We start from the raw sequence: 15,763 nt of genomic DNA on the forward strand, positions 1-15,763 counted from the left end.
GGCTCGTCTGCCGGCGGGCTGAGGCAAGAGGGAAGGATGACGAAAGTCATGTCCAAGAAGTTCCTCGGCAGGATGATCGCGGGAGCCGCTCTCGGCGGCGCTTCGCTACTCGTTTTCTCCCCCTCGGCCGCCCTCGCCGACGGCGGCCACCACCCGGAGGGGTACCAGAAGGACAGCTCGGGCCGCGCCTTCGCGGAACCAGCCGCAGTGCGGCCCGGTGGCACGGTCGAACTCGTCGAGGTCTGCGCCGAGGCGCAGAAGCACGCGTGGTTGTGGTCGAGGGTCACCGGAAAGGTGGACCTGATTCCCAGGGACGATCACCAGACCGGCAGAAAACCCGAGGAGAGCAGGCCGGAGAAGTCCGACCAGGGCAAGGCAGAGAAGCCCGAGGAGAACAAGACGCAGAAGCCCGACGAGGGCAAGGCGCAGAAGCCCGACGAGGGCAAGGCGCAGAAGCCGGAAGAAGGCAAGGCGCAGAAGCCAGAGGAAGGCAAGGCGGAGGGCGCCGGTGGGATGGCCCGGGACGACGGCGGGCACGGCTGGGCGGAGTACGGGGAGGCCGAGGACGGCAGACACGGCTGGGAAAAGGCCGAACCGCGCAGCGACGGCGGGGAAGCCGACCGGAAGACCGAGCCGGACAGGGACGGCTGGGAGAAGACCGAGCCGGGCAGGGAGGGCCGGGAGAGCGGCGGCGGGAAGGCCGAGGACGGCTGGACGGGCGGAAAGGGCGGCTACGAGTACTGGAACAGCGTCACCATCCCGTGGGACGCGAAGCCGGGATCGTACGAGCTCACGGGCTCCTGTGGCAAGGGTGAGCTGACCATCCTGCCGAAGGGCTGGGTCGACGGCGGCGACGGCGGTGCGACCTCCGGAAACGGCGACAACCTCGCGGTCGCGGGGCTGGGGGTGCTCGGCTTGGCCGGGCTCGGCGGACTGGTGCTGATGCGGCAGCGCCGTACCGATGAGTCGGCCGACTGAGGCGACGGCGAGCGGTGCCGGTGGCGGCCACGGGAGACCGTGGCGGGCCGCCGGCACCGGCCTCGTCGCCCTGCTGGCGCTGGTCGGCGCCGGTCTGATCGGAGCAGCCCTCAACGCGCCGGAACCGACCCCGCCGACGCAGCCCGGTGCCGACGCGGCCCCGGACCAGCAGAATCGGGCGGTGACCGGACCGGCCCTCGGCGACACGGGCCGTACGGCGGCGCCGGACAGCGGCACCGACACCGGCCCGGCGGGGGTACTGGACAGGTCCGAGCCGATCAAGATCATGATCCCGAGGATCGGCGTGGACGCGGCCGTCATGCCGCTGGGACTCACCCCGGACGGGATGGTGCAGGCGCCGCCGCTGGCCAGGGCGGGGCTGGCCGGCTGGTACCGGCTGGGTCCGACGCCCGGCGAGGCCGGCAACTCGGTGATCGTCGGGCACGTCGACTCCCGGGAGATCGGGCCGGCGGTCTTCTTCCGGCTCGGCGCCCTGCTGCCCGGGGACGGCATCCAGGTGATCCGCGAGGACGGCAGCCTGGCCAGCTTCGTGGTGGACGGTGTTAAGTCGTACCCGAAGGCGGCCTTTCCCACCGAGCTGGTCTACGGCCCGAGCGAGGAGTCGGGGCTGCGGCTGGTGACCTGCGGCGGGGACTTCGACGAGCGCACGGGTTCCTATCCCGAGAACGTCATCGCCTTCGCCCGGCTGGCCGGATAACCGGGCAGCCGGACCATCGTACGGGGACAGCGGCGCGCCGCTGTCCCCCGTCGTATGTCCGTCCGGCGGCTGATCCGGACATCCTCGACGTGAACTCCTTTATCACTCAGATGTCGGTGTTCATCCAGGAACACCCATAATAACGACATCTCCTCACAAACTGGCTAACGTCGGTGCTGGCTCGACTGGCCGTCGGGCGAACCAACGGGGAAGGAGTGACTTCGAGTCATGAGAAGGAAACTGCTGGGGAAGGTGATGGCCGGCGCGGGTCTCGGTGCCGCATCCCTGCTGATCTGCGCGCCCGGAACCGCTCTGGCGGACGGCGCTCCACACGACCGGGGCAACCGGGGCCACATCCACACCGTCCCGAAGGGAGTGAAGCCGGGACACAAGTTCAAGATCATCCTGAAGTGCGAGCAGCCGGTCGCCAGGGCCTGGGTCTCGTCGAAGATCACCGGCAAGATCTGGCTCAAGCCGGTGCCGAAGGACGGCCTCCGGGTACCCGAGACCCCGCCCGTCGACGGTGGCGGGCAGCCGGACGGTGGCGGACAGCCGGACGGCCAGCCACCGCTGCCGCCGGAGAACACTCAGCCACCACTGCCGCCGGAGAACACCCAGCCGCCGCTGCCGCCGGAGAACGGCCAGCCGCCGCTGCCGAACGGCACTCAGCCGGACGGGCAGGTGCAGCCCGGCGGGGAGGGTGGCCAGGCCGCGTACGGCGGAGCCGCCTACTCGGCCTGGGCCAAGGTGCCGTACTGGACGCGGCCCGGGCACTACCCGGCCTGGGGCGCCTGCGACAGCAAGGGCAAGATCGTCGTACTGCCCCGGGGCTGGGTGGACGGCGGTGACGGTGGCGCCGCCGGAACCGACTCCGGAAAGACCGCTGCCGGCGCCAGCCTGCTGGGAGCGGCAGCGCTCGGTGGCTTCCTGATGATCCGCCGACGTCGTACCGATGGCTCACCAGCCTGACGTGCCGGCCAGGCGCGCCGGCGGCCGGCACGGGAAACCGTGGCGTGCCGCCGGCGTCACCCTGGTCGTCCTGCTCGCGATCAGCGGCACCGCCCTGCTCACCGCCGGCCTGAACCCGGCACCGGCGCAGCCGCCACAGCCTGCCGAGGCCGAGGCCGCCGAAGCGTCGCCGCAGCCCGGCTCGACTCCCCGGCCACCACTGCCGTCACCGGCCCCGGGTACCTCGACCGGGCAGCCCGGCACCCCGACCGGGCCCGGCATGCCGACCGGCGGGCCGCCCCCACTGGCCGAACTGCCGCGCTCCGAGCCGGTCCGGATCGGCATCCCGAAGATCAAGGTGGACGCCGAGATCATGCCGCTCGGCGTGGAGGCCGACGGGACCGTCCAGGTGCCGCCGCTCAAGCAGGCCGACCGCGCCGGCTGGTACAGGCTGGGCGTCAGCCCCGGCGAGTTCGGCAACGCGGTGGTGGTCGGGCACGTCGACTCGGCCGCGATCGGCCCGGCGGTCTTCTTCCGGCTCGGCTCGCTGAAACGCGGCGACCGGATCGAGGTCGTCCGCGCCGACGGCGAGCTGGTCCGGTTCGCGGTGGACGCCGTGAAGTCGTACCCGAAGACCTCGTTCCCCGCCGAACTGGTCTACGGGACCGCCGACGCCGCCCGGCTCCAGGTGGTGACCTGCGGCGGCAGCTTCGACCGCAAGGAGGGCAGCTACCGGAACAACGTGATCGTCTCCGCGACCCGGATCCCGTGAACGGGGATCCGGGTCGCGTACGGCGAGCCGGCGGGGCCGGGGTCAGGCCGCGCTGTGCCGGCCCGCGCTCAGCCGGCCGCCGAGGTCCGGACCAGGGTACGGATCTGCCGCAGCAGTACGGAGAGCGCGGCGAGATCCGCCTGCGACTCGTCGAACTCCCCCATCGCCCTGCGGGTACGCCCGATCGAGATCGAGTTCGACCGTTCCCACTCCTGCACCCGCCCGTCCGGCGACAGGTCGGCCGGCGTCCCGCCGAGCACCTCGGCGGTGAGCGCGGCCAGCGCCGCGTAGAGGTCGTAGCGCAGCGCCATCCGGGCCAGCGTCTGCCAACGGTCCTCCCGGGGCAGCAGCGAGATCTTCGACAGCAGCGCGTCGACCCGGAACCGGTCGGAGAGCACGAAGTAGACCGCCGCCACCTCGGCGACGTCCCGCCCGGTCGCCCGCGCCGTCTCCACCACGTCGAGCAGGCCGAAGCTGTACATCAGCCGGGTCGACCGCTCGGCCAGGTCCTGCGGCAGGCCGCGCCGTACGCACATGTCGACGTGTGCCTCCAGCGCCTCCCGTTCGCTGCCGTAGAAGAGGTTGCCGAGTTCCGGCAGCAGCCGGGAGATGCCGTCCCGCAGCCGGGCGATCTCGGCCGGTACGTCGATCGGCGAGCGGCGGTTGGTCACCAGCCACCGTACGGCCCGGTCGAGCAGGCGCCGGGTGTCCAGGTAGACCGCCGTCTGCACCTCGGTCGGCACCCGGTTGTCCAGCGCCTCGATGTCGGCCCAGACCTCGCGCAGCCCGAAGACCTCGCGGACCACCACGTACGCCCGGATCACGTCCGCCGGGGTCGCACCGGTCTCCTCCACCACCCGGTAGATGAACGAGATGCCGCCGCGGTTCACCGCCTCGTTCACCAGCACGGTGGTGACGATGTCCCGGTGCAGCCGGTGCTCCGGCATCCGGTCGGCGTACCGCTCGCGCAGCGGGGTCGGGAAGTAGCCGGCGAGCACCTCGAAGGTCCACTCCTCGTCCGGCAGCTTGTCGGCCAGGATCTCCCGCTCCAGCACGATCTTGACGTACGCCAGCAGCACCGCGAACTCCGGCGCGGTCAGCCCGGTGTCGGTGCGCGCCGCCAACTCCTCGTCCGGCGGCAGCGCCTCCAACTGCCGGTCGAGGTGACCGGCCCGCTCGAAGTCCGAGATCATCCGGCGGTGCACCGGCAGCAGCGAGGCCGCCTGGGCCATCGCGTTGCCGATCGCCCGCGCCTGGTCGTAGTTGTCCCGGAGCACGAGCTGGGCGACCTCGTCGGTCATCCCGGCCAGCAGCGCGTCCCGGTCCGGCACGCTCAGCTCGCCGTCGGCAACCGCCGCACCGAGCAGGATCTTGATGTTCACCTCGTGGTCCGAGGTGTCCACCCCGGCGGCGTTGTCGATGAAGTCGGTGAAGATCCGGCCGCCCGCGCCGGCGTACTCGATCCGGCCGACCTGGGTGAAGCCGAGGTTGCCGCCCTCGCCGACCACCTTGACCCGCAGGTCCCTGCCGTCCACCCGGATCGCGTCGTTGGACTTGTCCCCCACGTCGGAGTTCGACTCCGACGACGCCTTGACGTAGGTGCCGATCCCGCCGTTCCAGAACAGGTCGACCGGGGCGCAGAGGATCGCCTTCATCAGCTCCGGCGGCGACATCGACTCGACGTCGCCGAGGTCGAGCACCGCCCGCACCTGCGGGCTGACCGGGATCGACTTCGCGGTACGCGGGTAGATCCCGCCGCCTTCGCTGATCAGGTCGGCGTCGTAGTCCGCCCAGGACGAACGCGGGTGGTCGAAGAGCCGGCGGCGCTCGGCGTACGAGGTGGCCGGGTCGGGGTCCGGGTCCAGGAAGATGTGCCGGTGGTCGAAGGCGGCCACCAGCCTGATGTGCTCGGAGAGCAGCATCCCGTTGCCGAAGACGTCGCCGGACATGTCGCCGACCCCGACCACCGTGAAGTCCTGGCTCTGGGTGTCGATGCCCATGTCCCGGAAGTGCCGCTTCACCGACTCCCAGGCACCCCGGGCGGTGATCCCCATCTTCTTGTGGTCGTAGCCGGCCGAGCCGCCGGAGGCGAACGCGTCGGCCAGCCAGAAGCCGTTGCGCACCGAGATCTCGTTGGCGGTGTCGGAGAAGCTGGCGGTGCCCTTGTCCGCCGCCACCACCAGGTAGGGGTCGTCGGCGTCGTGCCGGACCACGTCGGCCGGCGGCACGATCTGCCCGCCGACCAGGTTGTCGGTCACGTCCAGCAGGGCCGAGATGAAACCCTGGTAACAGGCGACCGCCTCGTCCCGGTCCCCCGGCTTCTGCTTGAGCACGAAGCCGCCCTTGGCGCCCACCGGCACGATCACGGCGTTCTTCACCATCTGCGCCTTGACCAGGCCGAGCACCTCGGTCCGGAAGTCCTCCCGCCGGTCCGACCAGCGGATGCCGCCCCGGGCCACCGGCCCGAACCGCAGGTGTACGCCCTCGAAGCGCGGCGAGTAGACGAAGATCTCGTACTTCGGCCGGGGCGCCGGCAGGTCCGGCACCGCCTGCGGGTCGAGCTTGAACGCCACGTACGGCTTCGGCCGCCCGTCGGTGCGCCGCTGGTAGAAGCTGGTCCGCAGGGTCGCCTGGATCAGCGTCAGATAGGACCGCAGGATCCGGTCCTGGTCCAGGCTGCTCACGTCGTCGAGCTGCTGCCCGATCGAGGTGACCAGCTCCTTGCTCCGCAGGTTGCGCTCCTCGGCGCTGAGCCCGAGAGTCGGCGAGAACCGCACCTCGAAGAGTTCCACGAGCGAGGCGGCAAGCTGCGGGTACGCGATGAAGGTGGACTCCATGTAGTCCTGCGAGAAGACCGTGCCGGCCTGCCGCAGGTACTTCGCGTACGCCCGGAGCACCACCACCTGCCGCCAGGTGAGCCCGCCGCGCAGCACCAGCTCGTTGAAGCCGTCCACCTCGGCCTCGCCGCGCCAGGTGGCCGAGAAGGCGTTCTCGACGTGCGGGCGTACCTCGGCCAGCTCGCGGGCGCCCTCGGGGAGTTCGAGACCGAAGTCGTAGAGGTAGATCCGCCCGTCGATCCGGTCCACCTCGTACGGGTGCTCGTCGACCACCCGTACGCCGAGGGAGTGCAGTACCGGCAGGACGGCGGAGAGCACCATCGGCTCGCCGTACCGGTACACCTTGAACCGGACGTCCTCGACCGCGGTGGCCGGGGTCGCCCCGCCCGGCCGGACCGGCTGCTGCTTGCGGAACATGTGCATCTCGAGCTGGCCCGGCTCCTCCAGCAGTTCCAGCTTGGCCAGGTCCTTCATCGCCTCGTACGGGGTGTGCCCGTCCTTGTAGCCCTCCGGGAACGCGTCGGCGTACCGGGTGAAGAGGTGTTTGGCCTGCTCGTCGCCGAGCTTGCGCTCCAGCACCAGCCGGTAGTCGTCGTCCCACAGCCGGGTCGCGTCGGCGAGTTCCTCGGCGAGCAGGTCGGCGTCCACCTCGCCGGGCGGGCTGGCCGGGTCGGTCCGGACGATGAAGTGCACCCGGGCCAGCATCGACTCGGTGACCCGGGTGGTGTAGTCGACGCCGATCCCGTTCAGCTCACGGAGCAGGATCTCCTGCATCCGCAGCCGGTTCTGCGTGGTGAACCGGTCCCGGGGCAGGTAGATCAGGCAGGAGATGAACCGGCCGTACCCGTCGCGGCGCAGGAAGACCCGCAGTTGGCGGCGGCCGGCCATCCGGAGTACGCCGATCACCGCGTGGTAGAGGTCGTCGGTCTTGATCTGGAAGAGTTCGTCCCGGGGGTAGGTCTCCAGGATCTGCAGCAGGTCCTTGCCGGAGTGGCTGCGCGGGCTGAGCCCGGACCGGTCCAGCACCTCGGCGACCTTGCGCCGGACCACCGGCAGCTCGCGGACGCTTGTCCGGTACGCCGCGGTGGCGAGCAGCCCGAGGAAGCGCCGCTCCCCCACCACCTCACCGGCCTCGTTGAAGATCTTGAAGCCGATGTAGTCCAGGTAGGCCGACCGGTGCACGGTGGCCCGGCTGTTCGCCTTGGTGATGATCAGCAGTCGCTTCTCGGTCACCTTCTGGTGCGCCTCGGGGGTCATCGAGGAGAGCGCCCGGGGCGTGGTGGAGTCCTGGCGCAGGATGCCGAGCCCGGTGCCGAGGATCGCCTCCAGCGCCGGACCCTTCTCACCCTGGATGAGCCGGTACTCCCGGTAGCCGAGGAAGGTGAAGTGCTCGTGCGCCAGCCAGCGGAGCAGCTCCACCGAGTCGGTGATGTCCTTCTCCGGCACCGGTGGGCGGTTCTCCGCGGTGCGCGCGGCGGCCAGTTCGTCGGCGAGCGAGAGGGCGCGCTGGCGCATCTTGGGCCAGTCCTCCACCGCCTCCCGCACGTCGGTCAGCACCCGCTGCAACTCGGCGCGCAATCGGTCCCGGTCGGCGGCACCGCGTACCGGGTCGATCTCGATCCGCATCCAGCTCTCGACGATGTCGCCGTCGATCGCGTCGTCCGGTTCGACGTCGGCGGCGACCTCGGTCAACCTGCCGAGCGGCTCGCGGCGGACCACCACCAGCGGGTGCACCAGCATGTGCACGTCGAGGTGGTGCCCGGTCAGCAGGGCGGTGACGGAGTCCACCAGGAAGGGCATGTCGTCCGTGACGATCTCGATCACGGTGTGCTGCTGGTCCTCGTCCGGCTCGTGGATCCGCAGCTTGAGCTCGCCCGGCACCCGCTGCTGGGCGAGTTCCCGGTGTTCCCTGGCGGCGGCGAGCATCTCCGCCGCGGTGAAGCCGATCAACTCCTCGTCCGGCGCGAACCGCCAGAACCTGTCGACGAGCGTCGCCGCGTCGTGGTCGTCCCCGGCCAGTGCGACCGCCTGGGCGACCAGCCGCTCGGCGTTCGGCACCGGCTCGTCCAGGTCGGCGTCCTCGACGTCGTCGGCGAGGGCCTCCGGTGGCAGTCCGAGGTCGTAGAGAGTGTCGATGCTGGCCCCCGGCACACCTGTCGCGCCGGAGGCGAGCCGAGAGCCCGCCCCGTCGTCGTCGATCGCCGCGTCGTAGCTGTCGTCTCGGCTGGCATCCGCCGGCCGGAGAACGGGTTCCGGTTTGATCGCCGGACGCCGGTCCATCGTGCCACTCCCCTCGACCCACCACGCCGTGGGTCACTCTCCGCCCAGACTAGGCCCTACCGATCAACCCCTCTGCCGGTGGACCGGCGGTGCGGATGCCGGATCTCGATCTGTCCCTCCGGCCGTCGCGGACACCCGACACGCCCGCCTGGGAGTACCCACGCACGCTCGGCCATCACCCGATCCGCCCCGCCGGAAGCGCCGGGGCAGCCCGCGTTGGGCCCGGCGTACTACGGTCGGGCTGCCGCCGGCGCGCCTTCCGGTGGTGCGCCGACCTGGAAGGTAACCGCGGCATGCGCTTTCCCACGCCACTCCCACGCCCGCTTCTCCGGCACACCGCCCGACTCCGGCACACCGCCCGACCCCGGCATACCGCCCGACTCCGGCATACCGCCCGTCGAGGCACGACCGTCGCACTGGCCGGCGTGCTGCTCACGGCCGGCGCCCTGGCCGGCTGCTCGGGCTCGGACGGCCCCGACCAGGCGGTCGACGCGTTCCTGGCCGGCTGGCTCGGCGGCGACATGCACAGGGTCGGCTTCCGCAACCCGGCCGGCGAGCGGGTGCCCGCCGACGAGGTGACCGAGGAGATCAAACAGCTCTCCGGCGAACTGGGCAAGACGCCGCCGAAGCTCCGCCGGGAGGGCGAGGCCAAGGTCAACGAGGACACCGCGACCGCGACGGTACGGGTGGACTGGACGCTGCCCGGTGACACGCACTGGTCGTACCCCTCGGAGATCCATCTCAACCGCGGCGACGACGACGAGTGGCAGGTGATCTGGGAGCCGAAGGTCGTCGAGCCCCGCCTCACCAGCGGGGACGAACTGGCGGTGCGCCGGCTGACCGCCAGCCGGGCGGCCGTGACCGACGGGGCCGGAGCGCCCCTGGTGGCACCCCGCCCGGTGGTGGTCGTCGGGGTGCAGCCCGATCAGGTGACCGACGTACCCGGCCTGGTCCGGCAGCTCGACACGGCGTTCCGGGCGATCCGCCCGCCGATCACCCCGCCGGTGGACCTGGCCGACCTGCCGGGCCGGCTGAAGGAGGCGAAACCGAACGCCTTCGTCGAGGTGGTGACGCTGCGCCGGGAGGCGTACCTCCAGATCAAACCGCGCATCCACCACCTGTCGGGGACGAAGTTCCGCGACGAGCAGCGGGAGCTCGCACCGACCCGGGACTTCGCCCGCGCCCTGCTCGGCTCGGTCGACCCGGCGCAGGCCGACGACATCGCCGCCAACCCCGGGCTGGTGCAGGAGGGTGACTCGGTCGGTCACGGCGGGCTACAGGGCCGCTACGACAAGCAGTTGCGCGGTGGCGTCGGGCTGAGCGTGGTCATCGTCAGCAAGCTGCCGGACGGCACGGTCGCGCCGGACAGCAAGGAGGTGTTCCGGCGCGAGCCGCAGGCCGGCGTACCCGTGAAGACCACCCTCGACGTGCCGACCCAGAACGCCGCCGACGACGCGGTACGCGGCTCCCGGCAGCGCGCCGCCCTGGTCGCGGTACGCGTAGGAGACGGCGCCGTACTGGCCGCCGCGAACGCCGGCACCGCCGAGAACCTCGCCTTCACCGCACAGGTCCCGCCCGGCTCGACCTTCAAGATGGTGAGCACGCTCGGGCTGCTCGACCTCGGCGCGGTCAGCCTGGACGGGCCGGTGGCCTGCCCGAAGACGTTCACCGTCGACGGGCGCTCGTTCAAGAACTCCGACAACTTCGCCCTCGGCAGCGTGCCGTTCCGCACCGACTTCGCGAAGTCCTGCAACACGGCGTTCGCCGCGCTGGCGCCGAAACTCGGGCCGGACGGGCTGGCCAACGCCGGCCGGAGCCTCGGCCTGGAGGCGGAGTGGAAGCTCGGGACCGACGCCTTCACCGGCAAGGTCTCGGCGGGCGGGTCGGCGGCCGAGCGGGCGGCCGCCTCGTTCGGTCAGGGCACCACCGTGGTCAGCCCGCTGGCGATGGCGGCGGCCACCGCAGGGGTCGCCCGGGGCCAGTGGCAGCAGCCGAAACTGGTACTGGAGCCGGGGCCCGGCGAGCCCGCCCCACCCGGCCCGCAACTGAAGGCCGGTTCGGTCGAGCCGCTGCGCACGATGATGCGCGAGGTGGTCACCAAGGGGACCGGCAGCGCGCTGGCCGACGTGCCCGGCGGACCGGTGTACGGCAAGACCGGCACCGCCGAGTACGACGACAACCCGGCGCACACGCACGCCTGGTTCGTGGGCTGGCAGGGTGACGTCGCGTTCGCGGTCTTCGTCGAGAAGGGCGGATCGAGTACGGCCACCGCCGTGCCGATCGTCGAGAAGTTTCTCCGCGGCCTCCGCTGAGCAGGGGCGGCCCGGCCCGGACACGACAGCCGGGGCGGTCGACGGGGTCTTCCCCGGACCGCCCCGGCTGTCGATGCGGGTCAGCTCAGCGGGCGAGAGCCAGGCCCTGCTTGTCGGTGAACTTGCCGACCGCGATCATGATCAGGTCGATCAGCGTCCAGATGCCGAACCCGCCGAAGGTGAGGAGCATCAGGATGCCCGTGCCGACCTTGCCGACGTAGAACCGGTGCACGCCGATGGTGCCGAGGAAGAGGCAGAGCAGCAGCGCGGCGATCCAGGACTTCTGCCCGACGGCCGGACCGGCGGCGGTTGTGGACATGGTCTATTCCTTTCAGGACATTCCAGGGAAAGTTGCGTGCACAGCGGTCGCGCACATTACCGGAATCCCGCCGGCTCCGCTGTCCCGGTAACCGCACCGTGATCAGGTCGAAGTCAGCGGCGCGGCAGACTGGTGACGAACATCGCGATCAGCTGCTCGTACGTCTCGTCCAGGTCCTCCGGCAGCCCGAAGCCGCCGCTGGCCTCCAGCGAGGCGAAGCCGTGTGCGATGGACCGGCCGCACCGGGTGGCGTGGATCGCGGCCGAGTCGGTGAGCCCGTACGTCCGGAGCGCGGCGAGGAAGACCTGCAACATCCGGTTGGCGACGTCGAGCATGGCCGGCTCGTGCATCGGATCGGGCGGCACCGCGGCGTACCGGGCCGGGTGCTCGCGGACGTAGTCGCGGTAGGCGCGCAGCAGTGCCGCCACCGCCTCGTCGCCGCCGCGGCCCAGCACGGCCGCCACGAACCGGTCGGTCATCTCGGTCAGCACCCGGATCCCGACCAGCGTGCGCAGCTCGGCGAGGCCGGCGACGTGCTTGTAGAGCGAGGGCGGGGCGACCCCGGTGCGCGCGGCGACGGCCGCCAGGGTCAGTGCGTCGACGCCGTGCTCGTCGATCACCCCCAGCGCCGCGTCGACGACAGCGGCCGGCGAGAGTCCGGCCCTAGGCATCGCGACGCCCGTGCAACGCTCCTCGTCGGCCCCGGCATTTGCTAGTCACAATAGCCAAAAAGCTAGTAATGCTAGCCTGCCATGTCAAATCCACCATCTGTGCGGCGACTCAGCTCTTCCCAGCCGTCGAGGTCGGCCCGGCGCCGCTGCTGGGCGGCCCGGATGCTCCGCACGGCGTCCTGCCCGAGCGCCAGCCGCAGCGGCGGTTCGGCCGCGTCGAGTACCTCGACGATCACCCGAGCGGCCTTCGCCGGGTCACCGGGCTGGGTGCCGTCCATCGCGTCCACGGCCGCCCTGGTTTCCCCGGTCGACACCCGGTACGCCTCGATCGTCCTGGACCGGTGCATCCGGCGCCCACCGAACTCGGTACGGAACGCGCCCGGCTCGACGATCAACACCCGTACGCCGAACGGCGCCACCTCGGCGGCCAGCGCCTCGGAGAGGCCCTCCAGGGCGAACTTCGCGGCGCAGTACCCGCCGAACCCGGGCATCGTGACCTGGCCGCCCATCGAACTCATCTGCACGATCGTCCCGCCGCCCTGCCGCCGCAGGTGCGGCAGCACCGCCCTGGTCACCGACACCGCGCCGAAGAACATCACCTCCAGCAGGGCACGCAACTCCGGCATCGTCAGCTCCTCGACGGCGCCGACCGAGCCGTAGCCGGCATTGTTCACCAGCACGTCGATCCGGCCGAACGCGGCGAGCGTCTCCGCCACCGCCCGGTGTACCGACGCCTCGTCGGTGACATCGAGCCGGGCCGTCCGGACCCGCTCCCGCCCTGCCCCGGAGAGGTCGGCCAGTTGCCCGGTGTCCCGGGCCGTCGCCATCACCCGGTCACCGGCGGCCAGCGCCGCCCGGACGAGTTCCCGGCCGAAACCCGCCGAGCATCCGGTCACCAACCACACCCGTTCCCGTCGCGCCACCGTCGAGCCTCCCCGCCTCGTCCACCCCGACGGTGCCGACCACCGCCTGCGGTCCACTCTGGCCAGCGGGCCGACCGGATCGCCAACACACATTTCCAGCAGCCGCTACAGTCATAGCCTGTGACCCCCGAGCTGCGGCACCTGCGGTACTTCGTCGCGGTGGCCGAGCACCGCAGCTTCACCCGGGCGGCGGTCGTGCTGCGGGTCGCCCAGCAGTCGCTGTCGCAGCAGGTCGCCGTGCTGGAACGGTCGCTCGGCGTGCGGCTGTTCGACCGGGACACCCGGGGCACCCGGCTCACCGAGATCGGCCAGGTGTTCCTGCCGGAGGCGCGCGCCGTGCTGGCCCGCGCCGACGAGGCGGTCGGCACCGTCGGGCGGGCGGTCCGCGGCGAGATCGGCCGGCTCAGCCTCGCCTTCCTGGTCTCGACCGCCAACTACATGCTGCCGCCGGTGGTCCGCGCCTTCCGGGAACGCTTCCCCGCTGTCGAACTGCACACCGAGGATGTCGGCATCGCCCAGCTGGTGACCGGCCTGCGCGAGCGCCGGTACGACGCCGCCTTCACCCGCCCACCGCTGGTGGACGACCTGGCCACCCGTACCCTCGTCACCGAACCCGTCTGCGCCGTGCTGCCCAGCGGACACCGGCTCGCGGACCGGTCCGAGCTGCGGCTGCGCGACCTCGCGGGCGAACCATGGGTGCTCACCGCCCCCGAATCCTGGCCACCCTGGCACCGCAAGTACGACCGGGACTTCCACCGTGCCGGGTTCACGCCGGACGTGCGGGCCCGGGCCACCGGCGTGCCACACCTGCTGGGGCTGGTCGCCGCCGGGCTAGGCGTGTCCCGGCTGGCCAGTTCGGCGCGGAGCCTGCGCCGGACCGGGGTGGTGTTCGTGCCGCTGGTCGACGAGCGGGCGGAGACCGTGGTGGCCTGGGAGCCGGCCGCGCCGAAGCCGGTACTGCGGAACCTGCTCGACGTGGTCACCGAACTGGCCACGACCATCGACCTGACCCACGCCGGTTAGCCGGAACGGCCGGACTGACGGCATTGGCTGATGCTGCGGTCTCGCGGCGGAGGTCCATGCGTCACGGACGCCCATGCGTCACGGACGCCCATGCGTCTCGCGCGCCGTGGTGACGCGGCGGGCAGCACAGGGCGCTCGCGCCGGTAGGTGGGGCAGCGGGCCGCATGGGTCTCGCGCCGAGACTGTCGAGCTGCCCCGTTCGTGCGCCCACGAGTCAGGTCACACCGATGCCGACCACGCCTCGGCGCGCCAGGTGTCCCATCTATGCACCCAGCTCGACAGTCTCGCGATCGAGGCTTCGCCCCGAACGGGCCGAGCCGGAGAGCAGGCCGAGCCGGAGAGCAGGCCGAGCCGGAGAGCAGGCCGAGCCGGAGAGCAGGCCGAGCCGGTGGACGGGCCGAGCCGGTGGACGGGCCGACGGGACAGCCGACGGGACAGTCGACCGGCGGCCAGACGTCGGTCGATCGGCAGGACAGGTCGAGCGGATGCGACGAGGTTCAGGCGATGTCCGCCGACCCCGGCTCGGCGTTCCGGGCCGGCGCCACTGTCGACCCCTCGGCGGGCTCCGCGTCGGCGGGACGGGTGGGCCGCACGGCATCGGCGGCCGGTTCCTCAGCCGGCGGCGGCGGGTCGCGGCGAAGCCGACCCGGGCCGGCCGCCGCAGGCGGGCCGACCGGCTCAGATTCCTCGGCCGGAAGTGACGGGGTGCGGCGAAGCCGACCCGGACCAGCCGATGCGGGCGGACCGACCGGCTCCGACCAGCGGGCGGACAGGTCGGGTATCCCGAACCGGACGCCGTTGACAGCCGGCCCGCCCACCACCGACCCGGCCGACCCGACCACCGCCGAACCGACCGATCCAGCCACCACCGGCCCAACCGGCCCAACCGGCCCAACCGGTACGCCGGTCGGTGGCACCGTCGACTGCCTGGGCGGTGCCACCGGCACGTCGGGTGGGACCGTGCGGGGGCCGGGAACGGCTGGCCGCTGCTCCGGGCCCGGCGGCCGGCCCGGAGCCAGCCGGGGCGGGACCGCCTCCGGTGCGGCGACCGGGGCCAGGCCGGCGACCAGGGTGTCGACGATCTCGGCCGCGTAGGCGCCCTCCGGGTCGTAGTCGGGGTCGAAGACGGTGATCTCCACTCCCAGGCAGTGCGGGGTGTCGACCAGCCCGGCCAGCAGCAGCTCCAGCTCGGCGAAGGCGATCCCGCCCGGGTCCGGGGCGTCCACCGCCGGCATCACCGCCGGATCGAGTACGTCCACGTCGACGTGCACCCAGTAGCCGGCGCAGTCGGTCAGCTGGTCGTGTGCCCACTGGGCGGTCCGGGCCGCCCCCTCGACCCGTAGTGCCGGCACCGGTCGGGTGACGATGCCGGCCGCCTGGAGGTCGAGCCGGTACTCGTCGTGTGCGCGAATGCCGAGCACCACCACGTCGATGTCCCGGAAGTACGGCCGGCGCCCCTCGATCGCCGCCAGGTCGGCCTGGCCCCGGCCGGTGACCAGGGCCAGGTCCTCGCCGGCCGCCGCACCGACGTAAGAGGCGTTGCCCGGATGCCGGAAGTCGGAGTGGCCGTCCACGAAGACCAGCCCGATCCGGCCGCCGACCGCCTCGCCGAGCCGGTGCATGGCGAGCGCCGAGCCGAGCAGGACCGAGCAGTCCCCGCCGAGCACCAGCGGGAACTCGCCCTGGTCGATGATGTTGCCGATCCGGTCGGCCAGCTCCATCGAGTAGCGCGCGATCGAGCCGGCGTGACACACCCCGTCCCCGGGACGCCAGTCGCCCGGGTCGTACCGGGGCGGGGTGAGACAGCCGGCGTCCCGGGCGGCGAGCCGGTCGACCAGGTCGTGGTCGCGCAGCGCGCCCGGTGCCTTGGCACAGCCCGGCACCGACGTGGGAGTCGGCGGGCGCAGGCCCAGGTTGGACGGGGCGTCCAGGACGGCGATCCGGCGCATACTGTGCTCCCGTCCGGTATCGCGGCTGCCAGG

10 protein-coding genes and 1 pseudogene are annotated in these 15,763 nt (G+C 72.1%); 6 read left to right on the plus strand and 5 right to left on the minus strand.

Going from position 1 to position 15,763, the window contains the following annotated elements:
• Positions 1-48: 48 nt before the first annotated feature.
• The 4 genes from ACN28A_RS06765 to ACN28A_RS06780 all read left to right on the plus strand — a co-directional run bounded on the left by ACN28A_RS06765 (position 49) and on the right by ACN28A_RS06780 (position 3,416).
• Positions 49-978, plus strand: coding sequence for a hypothetical protein (locus ACN28A_RS06765; RefSeq protein ID WP_421393396.1), 930 nt, complete (start codon positions 49-51; stop codon positions 976-978).
• Positions 962-1,696 carry a class F sortase gene (locus ACN28A_RS06770; protein WP_421393398.1) on the plus strand — a complete coding sequence of 245 codons (735 nt, stop codon included), beginning with the start codon at positions 962-964 and terminating at the stop codon, positions 1,694-1,696. Before ACN28A_RS06765 ends, ACN28A_RS06770 begins: the two co-directional genes overlap by 17 nt.
• Positions 1,697-1,924: 228 nt before the next feature.
• Positions 1,925-2,665: a hypothetical protein gene (locus ACN28A_RS06775; RefSeq protein ID WP_421393400.1), complete on the plus strand. Its 741-nt coding sequence runs from the start codon at positions 1,925-1,927 to the stop codon at positions 2,663-2,665.
• 1 nt (position 2,666) lies between these two features.
• Positions 2,667-3,416: a class F sortase gene (locus ACN28A_RS06780; RefSeq protein WP_421404202.1), complete on the plus strand. Its 750-nt coding sequence runs from the start codon at positions 2,667-2,669 to the stop codon at positions 3,414-3,416.
• Between the two features lie 68 nt (positions 3,417-3,484).
• Here ACN28A_RS06780 and ACN28A_RS06785 read toward each other — a convergent pair whose 3' ends face one another.
• Positions 3,485-8,533 carry an NAD-glutamate dehydrogenase gene (locus tag ACN28A_RS06785; protein WP_421393402.1) on the minus strand — a complete coding sequence of 1,683 codons (5,049 nt, stop codon included), beginning with the start codon at positions 8,531-8,533 and terminating at the stop codon, positions 3,485-3,487.
• 293 nt (positions 8,534-8,826) lie between these two features.
• Here ACN28A_RS06785 and ACN28A_RS06790 point away from each other — a divergent pair, with 293 nt between their 5' ends.
• On the plus strand, positions 8,827-10,845 hold the full coding sequence (locus ACN28A_RS06790) for a penicillin-binding transpeptidase domain-containing protein (protein WP_421393404.1): 2,019 nt from the start codon (positions 8,827-8,829) through the stop codon (positions 10,843-10,845).
• Between the two features lie 85 nt (positions 10,846-10,930).
• Here ACN28A_RS06790 and ACN28A_RS06795 read toward each other — a convergent pair whose 3' ends face one another.
• The 3 genes from ACN28A_RS06795 to ACN28A_RS06805 form a co-directional block, all read right to left on the minus strand.
• The gene (locus ACN28A_RS06795; RefSeq protein ID WP_278063900.1) at positions 10,931-11,164 is read right to left on the minus strand and encodes a TM2 domain-containing protein; all 234 of its coding nucleotides are present in this window, start codon (positions 11,162-11,164) and stop codon (positions 10,931-10,933) included.
• 113 nt (positions 11,165-11,277) lie between these two features.
• Positions 11,278-11,835: a TetR/AcrR family transcriptional regulator gene (locus tag ACN28A_RS06800; RefSeq protein ID WP_421393406.1), complete on the minus strand. Its 558-nt coding sequence runs from the start codon at positions 11,833-11,835 to the stop codon at positions 11,278-11,280.
• A gap of 71 nt (positions 11,836-11,906) precedes the next feature.
• The gene (locus ACN28A_RS06805; RefSeq protein WP_421393407.1) at positions 11,907-12,758 is read right to left on the minus strand and encodes an oxidoreductase; all 852 of its coding nucleotides are present in this window, start codon (positions 12,756-12,758) and stop codon (positions 11,907-11,909) included.
• Between the two features lie 120 nt (positions 12,759-12,878).
• Here ACN28A_RS06805 and ACN28A_RS06810 point away from each other — a divergent pair, with 120 nt between their 5' ends.
• Positions 12,879-13,781 carry a LysR family transcriptional regulator gene (locus tag ACN28A_RS06810; protein ID WP_421393409.1) on the plus strand — a complete coding sequence of 301 codons (903 nt, stop codon included), beginning with the start codon at positions 12,879-12,881 and terminating at the stop codon, positions 13,779-13,781.
• An 833-nt stretch (positions 13,782-14,614) separates the two neighbouring features.
• On the opposite strand, the pseudogene ACN28A_RS06815 reads toward ACN28A_RS06810, so the two are convergent.
• A pseudogene (locus tag ACN28A_RS06815) lies at positions 14,615-15,730 on the minus strand (arginase family protein); the annotation flags it as partial.
• Positions 15,731-15,763 lie beyond the last annotated feature (33 nt).

Source organism: Plantactinospora sp. WMMB782 (assembly GCF_049179135.1).
In the GTDB taxonomy this organism is placed as follows: Bacteria; Actinomycetota; Actinomycetes; order Mycobacteriales; family Micromonosporaceae; genus Plantactinospora.

Excerpts from the sequence above, each read along its gene's own strand:
- ACN28A_RS06800 (WP_421393406.1), bottom strand. The coding sequence starts at position 11,835 with ATGCCTAGGGCCGGACTCTCGCCGGCCGCTGTCGTCGACGCGGCGCTG.
- ACN28A_RS06790 (WP_421393404.1), top strand. The coding sequence starts at position 8,827 with ATGCGCTTTCCCACGCCACTCCCACGCCCGCTTCTCCGGCACACCGCC.
- ACN28A_RS06775 (WP_421393400.1), top strand. The coding sequence starts at position 1,925 with ATGAGAAGGAAACTGCTGGGGAAGGTGATGGCCGGCGCGGGTCTCGGT.
- ACN28A_RS06785 (WP_421393402.1), bottom strand. The coding sequence starts at position 8,533 with ATGGACCGGCGTCCGGCGATCAAACCGGAACCCGTTCTCCGGCCGGCG.
- ACN28A_RS06765 (WP_421393396.1), top strand. The coding sequence starts at position 49 with ATGTCCAAGAAGTTCCTCGGCAGGATGATCGCGGGAGCCGCTCTCGGC.
- ACN28A_RS06770 (WP_421393398.1), top strand. The coding sequence starts at position 962 with ATGAGTCGGCCGACTGAGGCGACGGCGAGCGGTGCCGGTGGCGGCCAC.
- ACN28A_RS06795 (WP_278063900.1), bottom strand. The coding sequence starts at position 11,164 with ATGTCCACAACCGCCGCCGGTCCGGCCGTCGGGCAGAAGTCCTGGATC.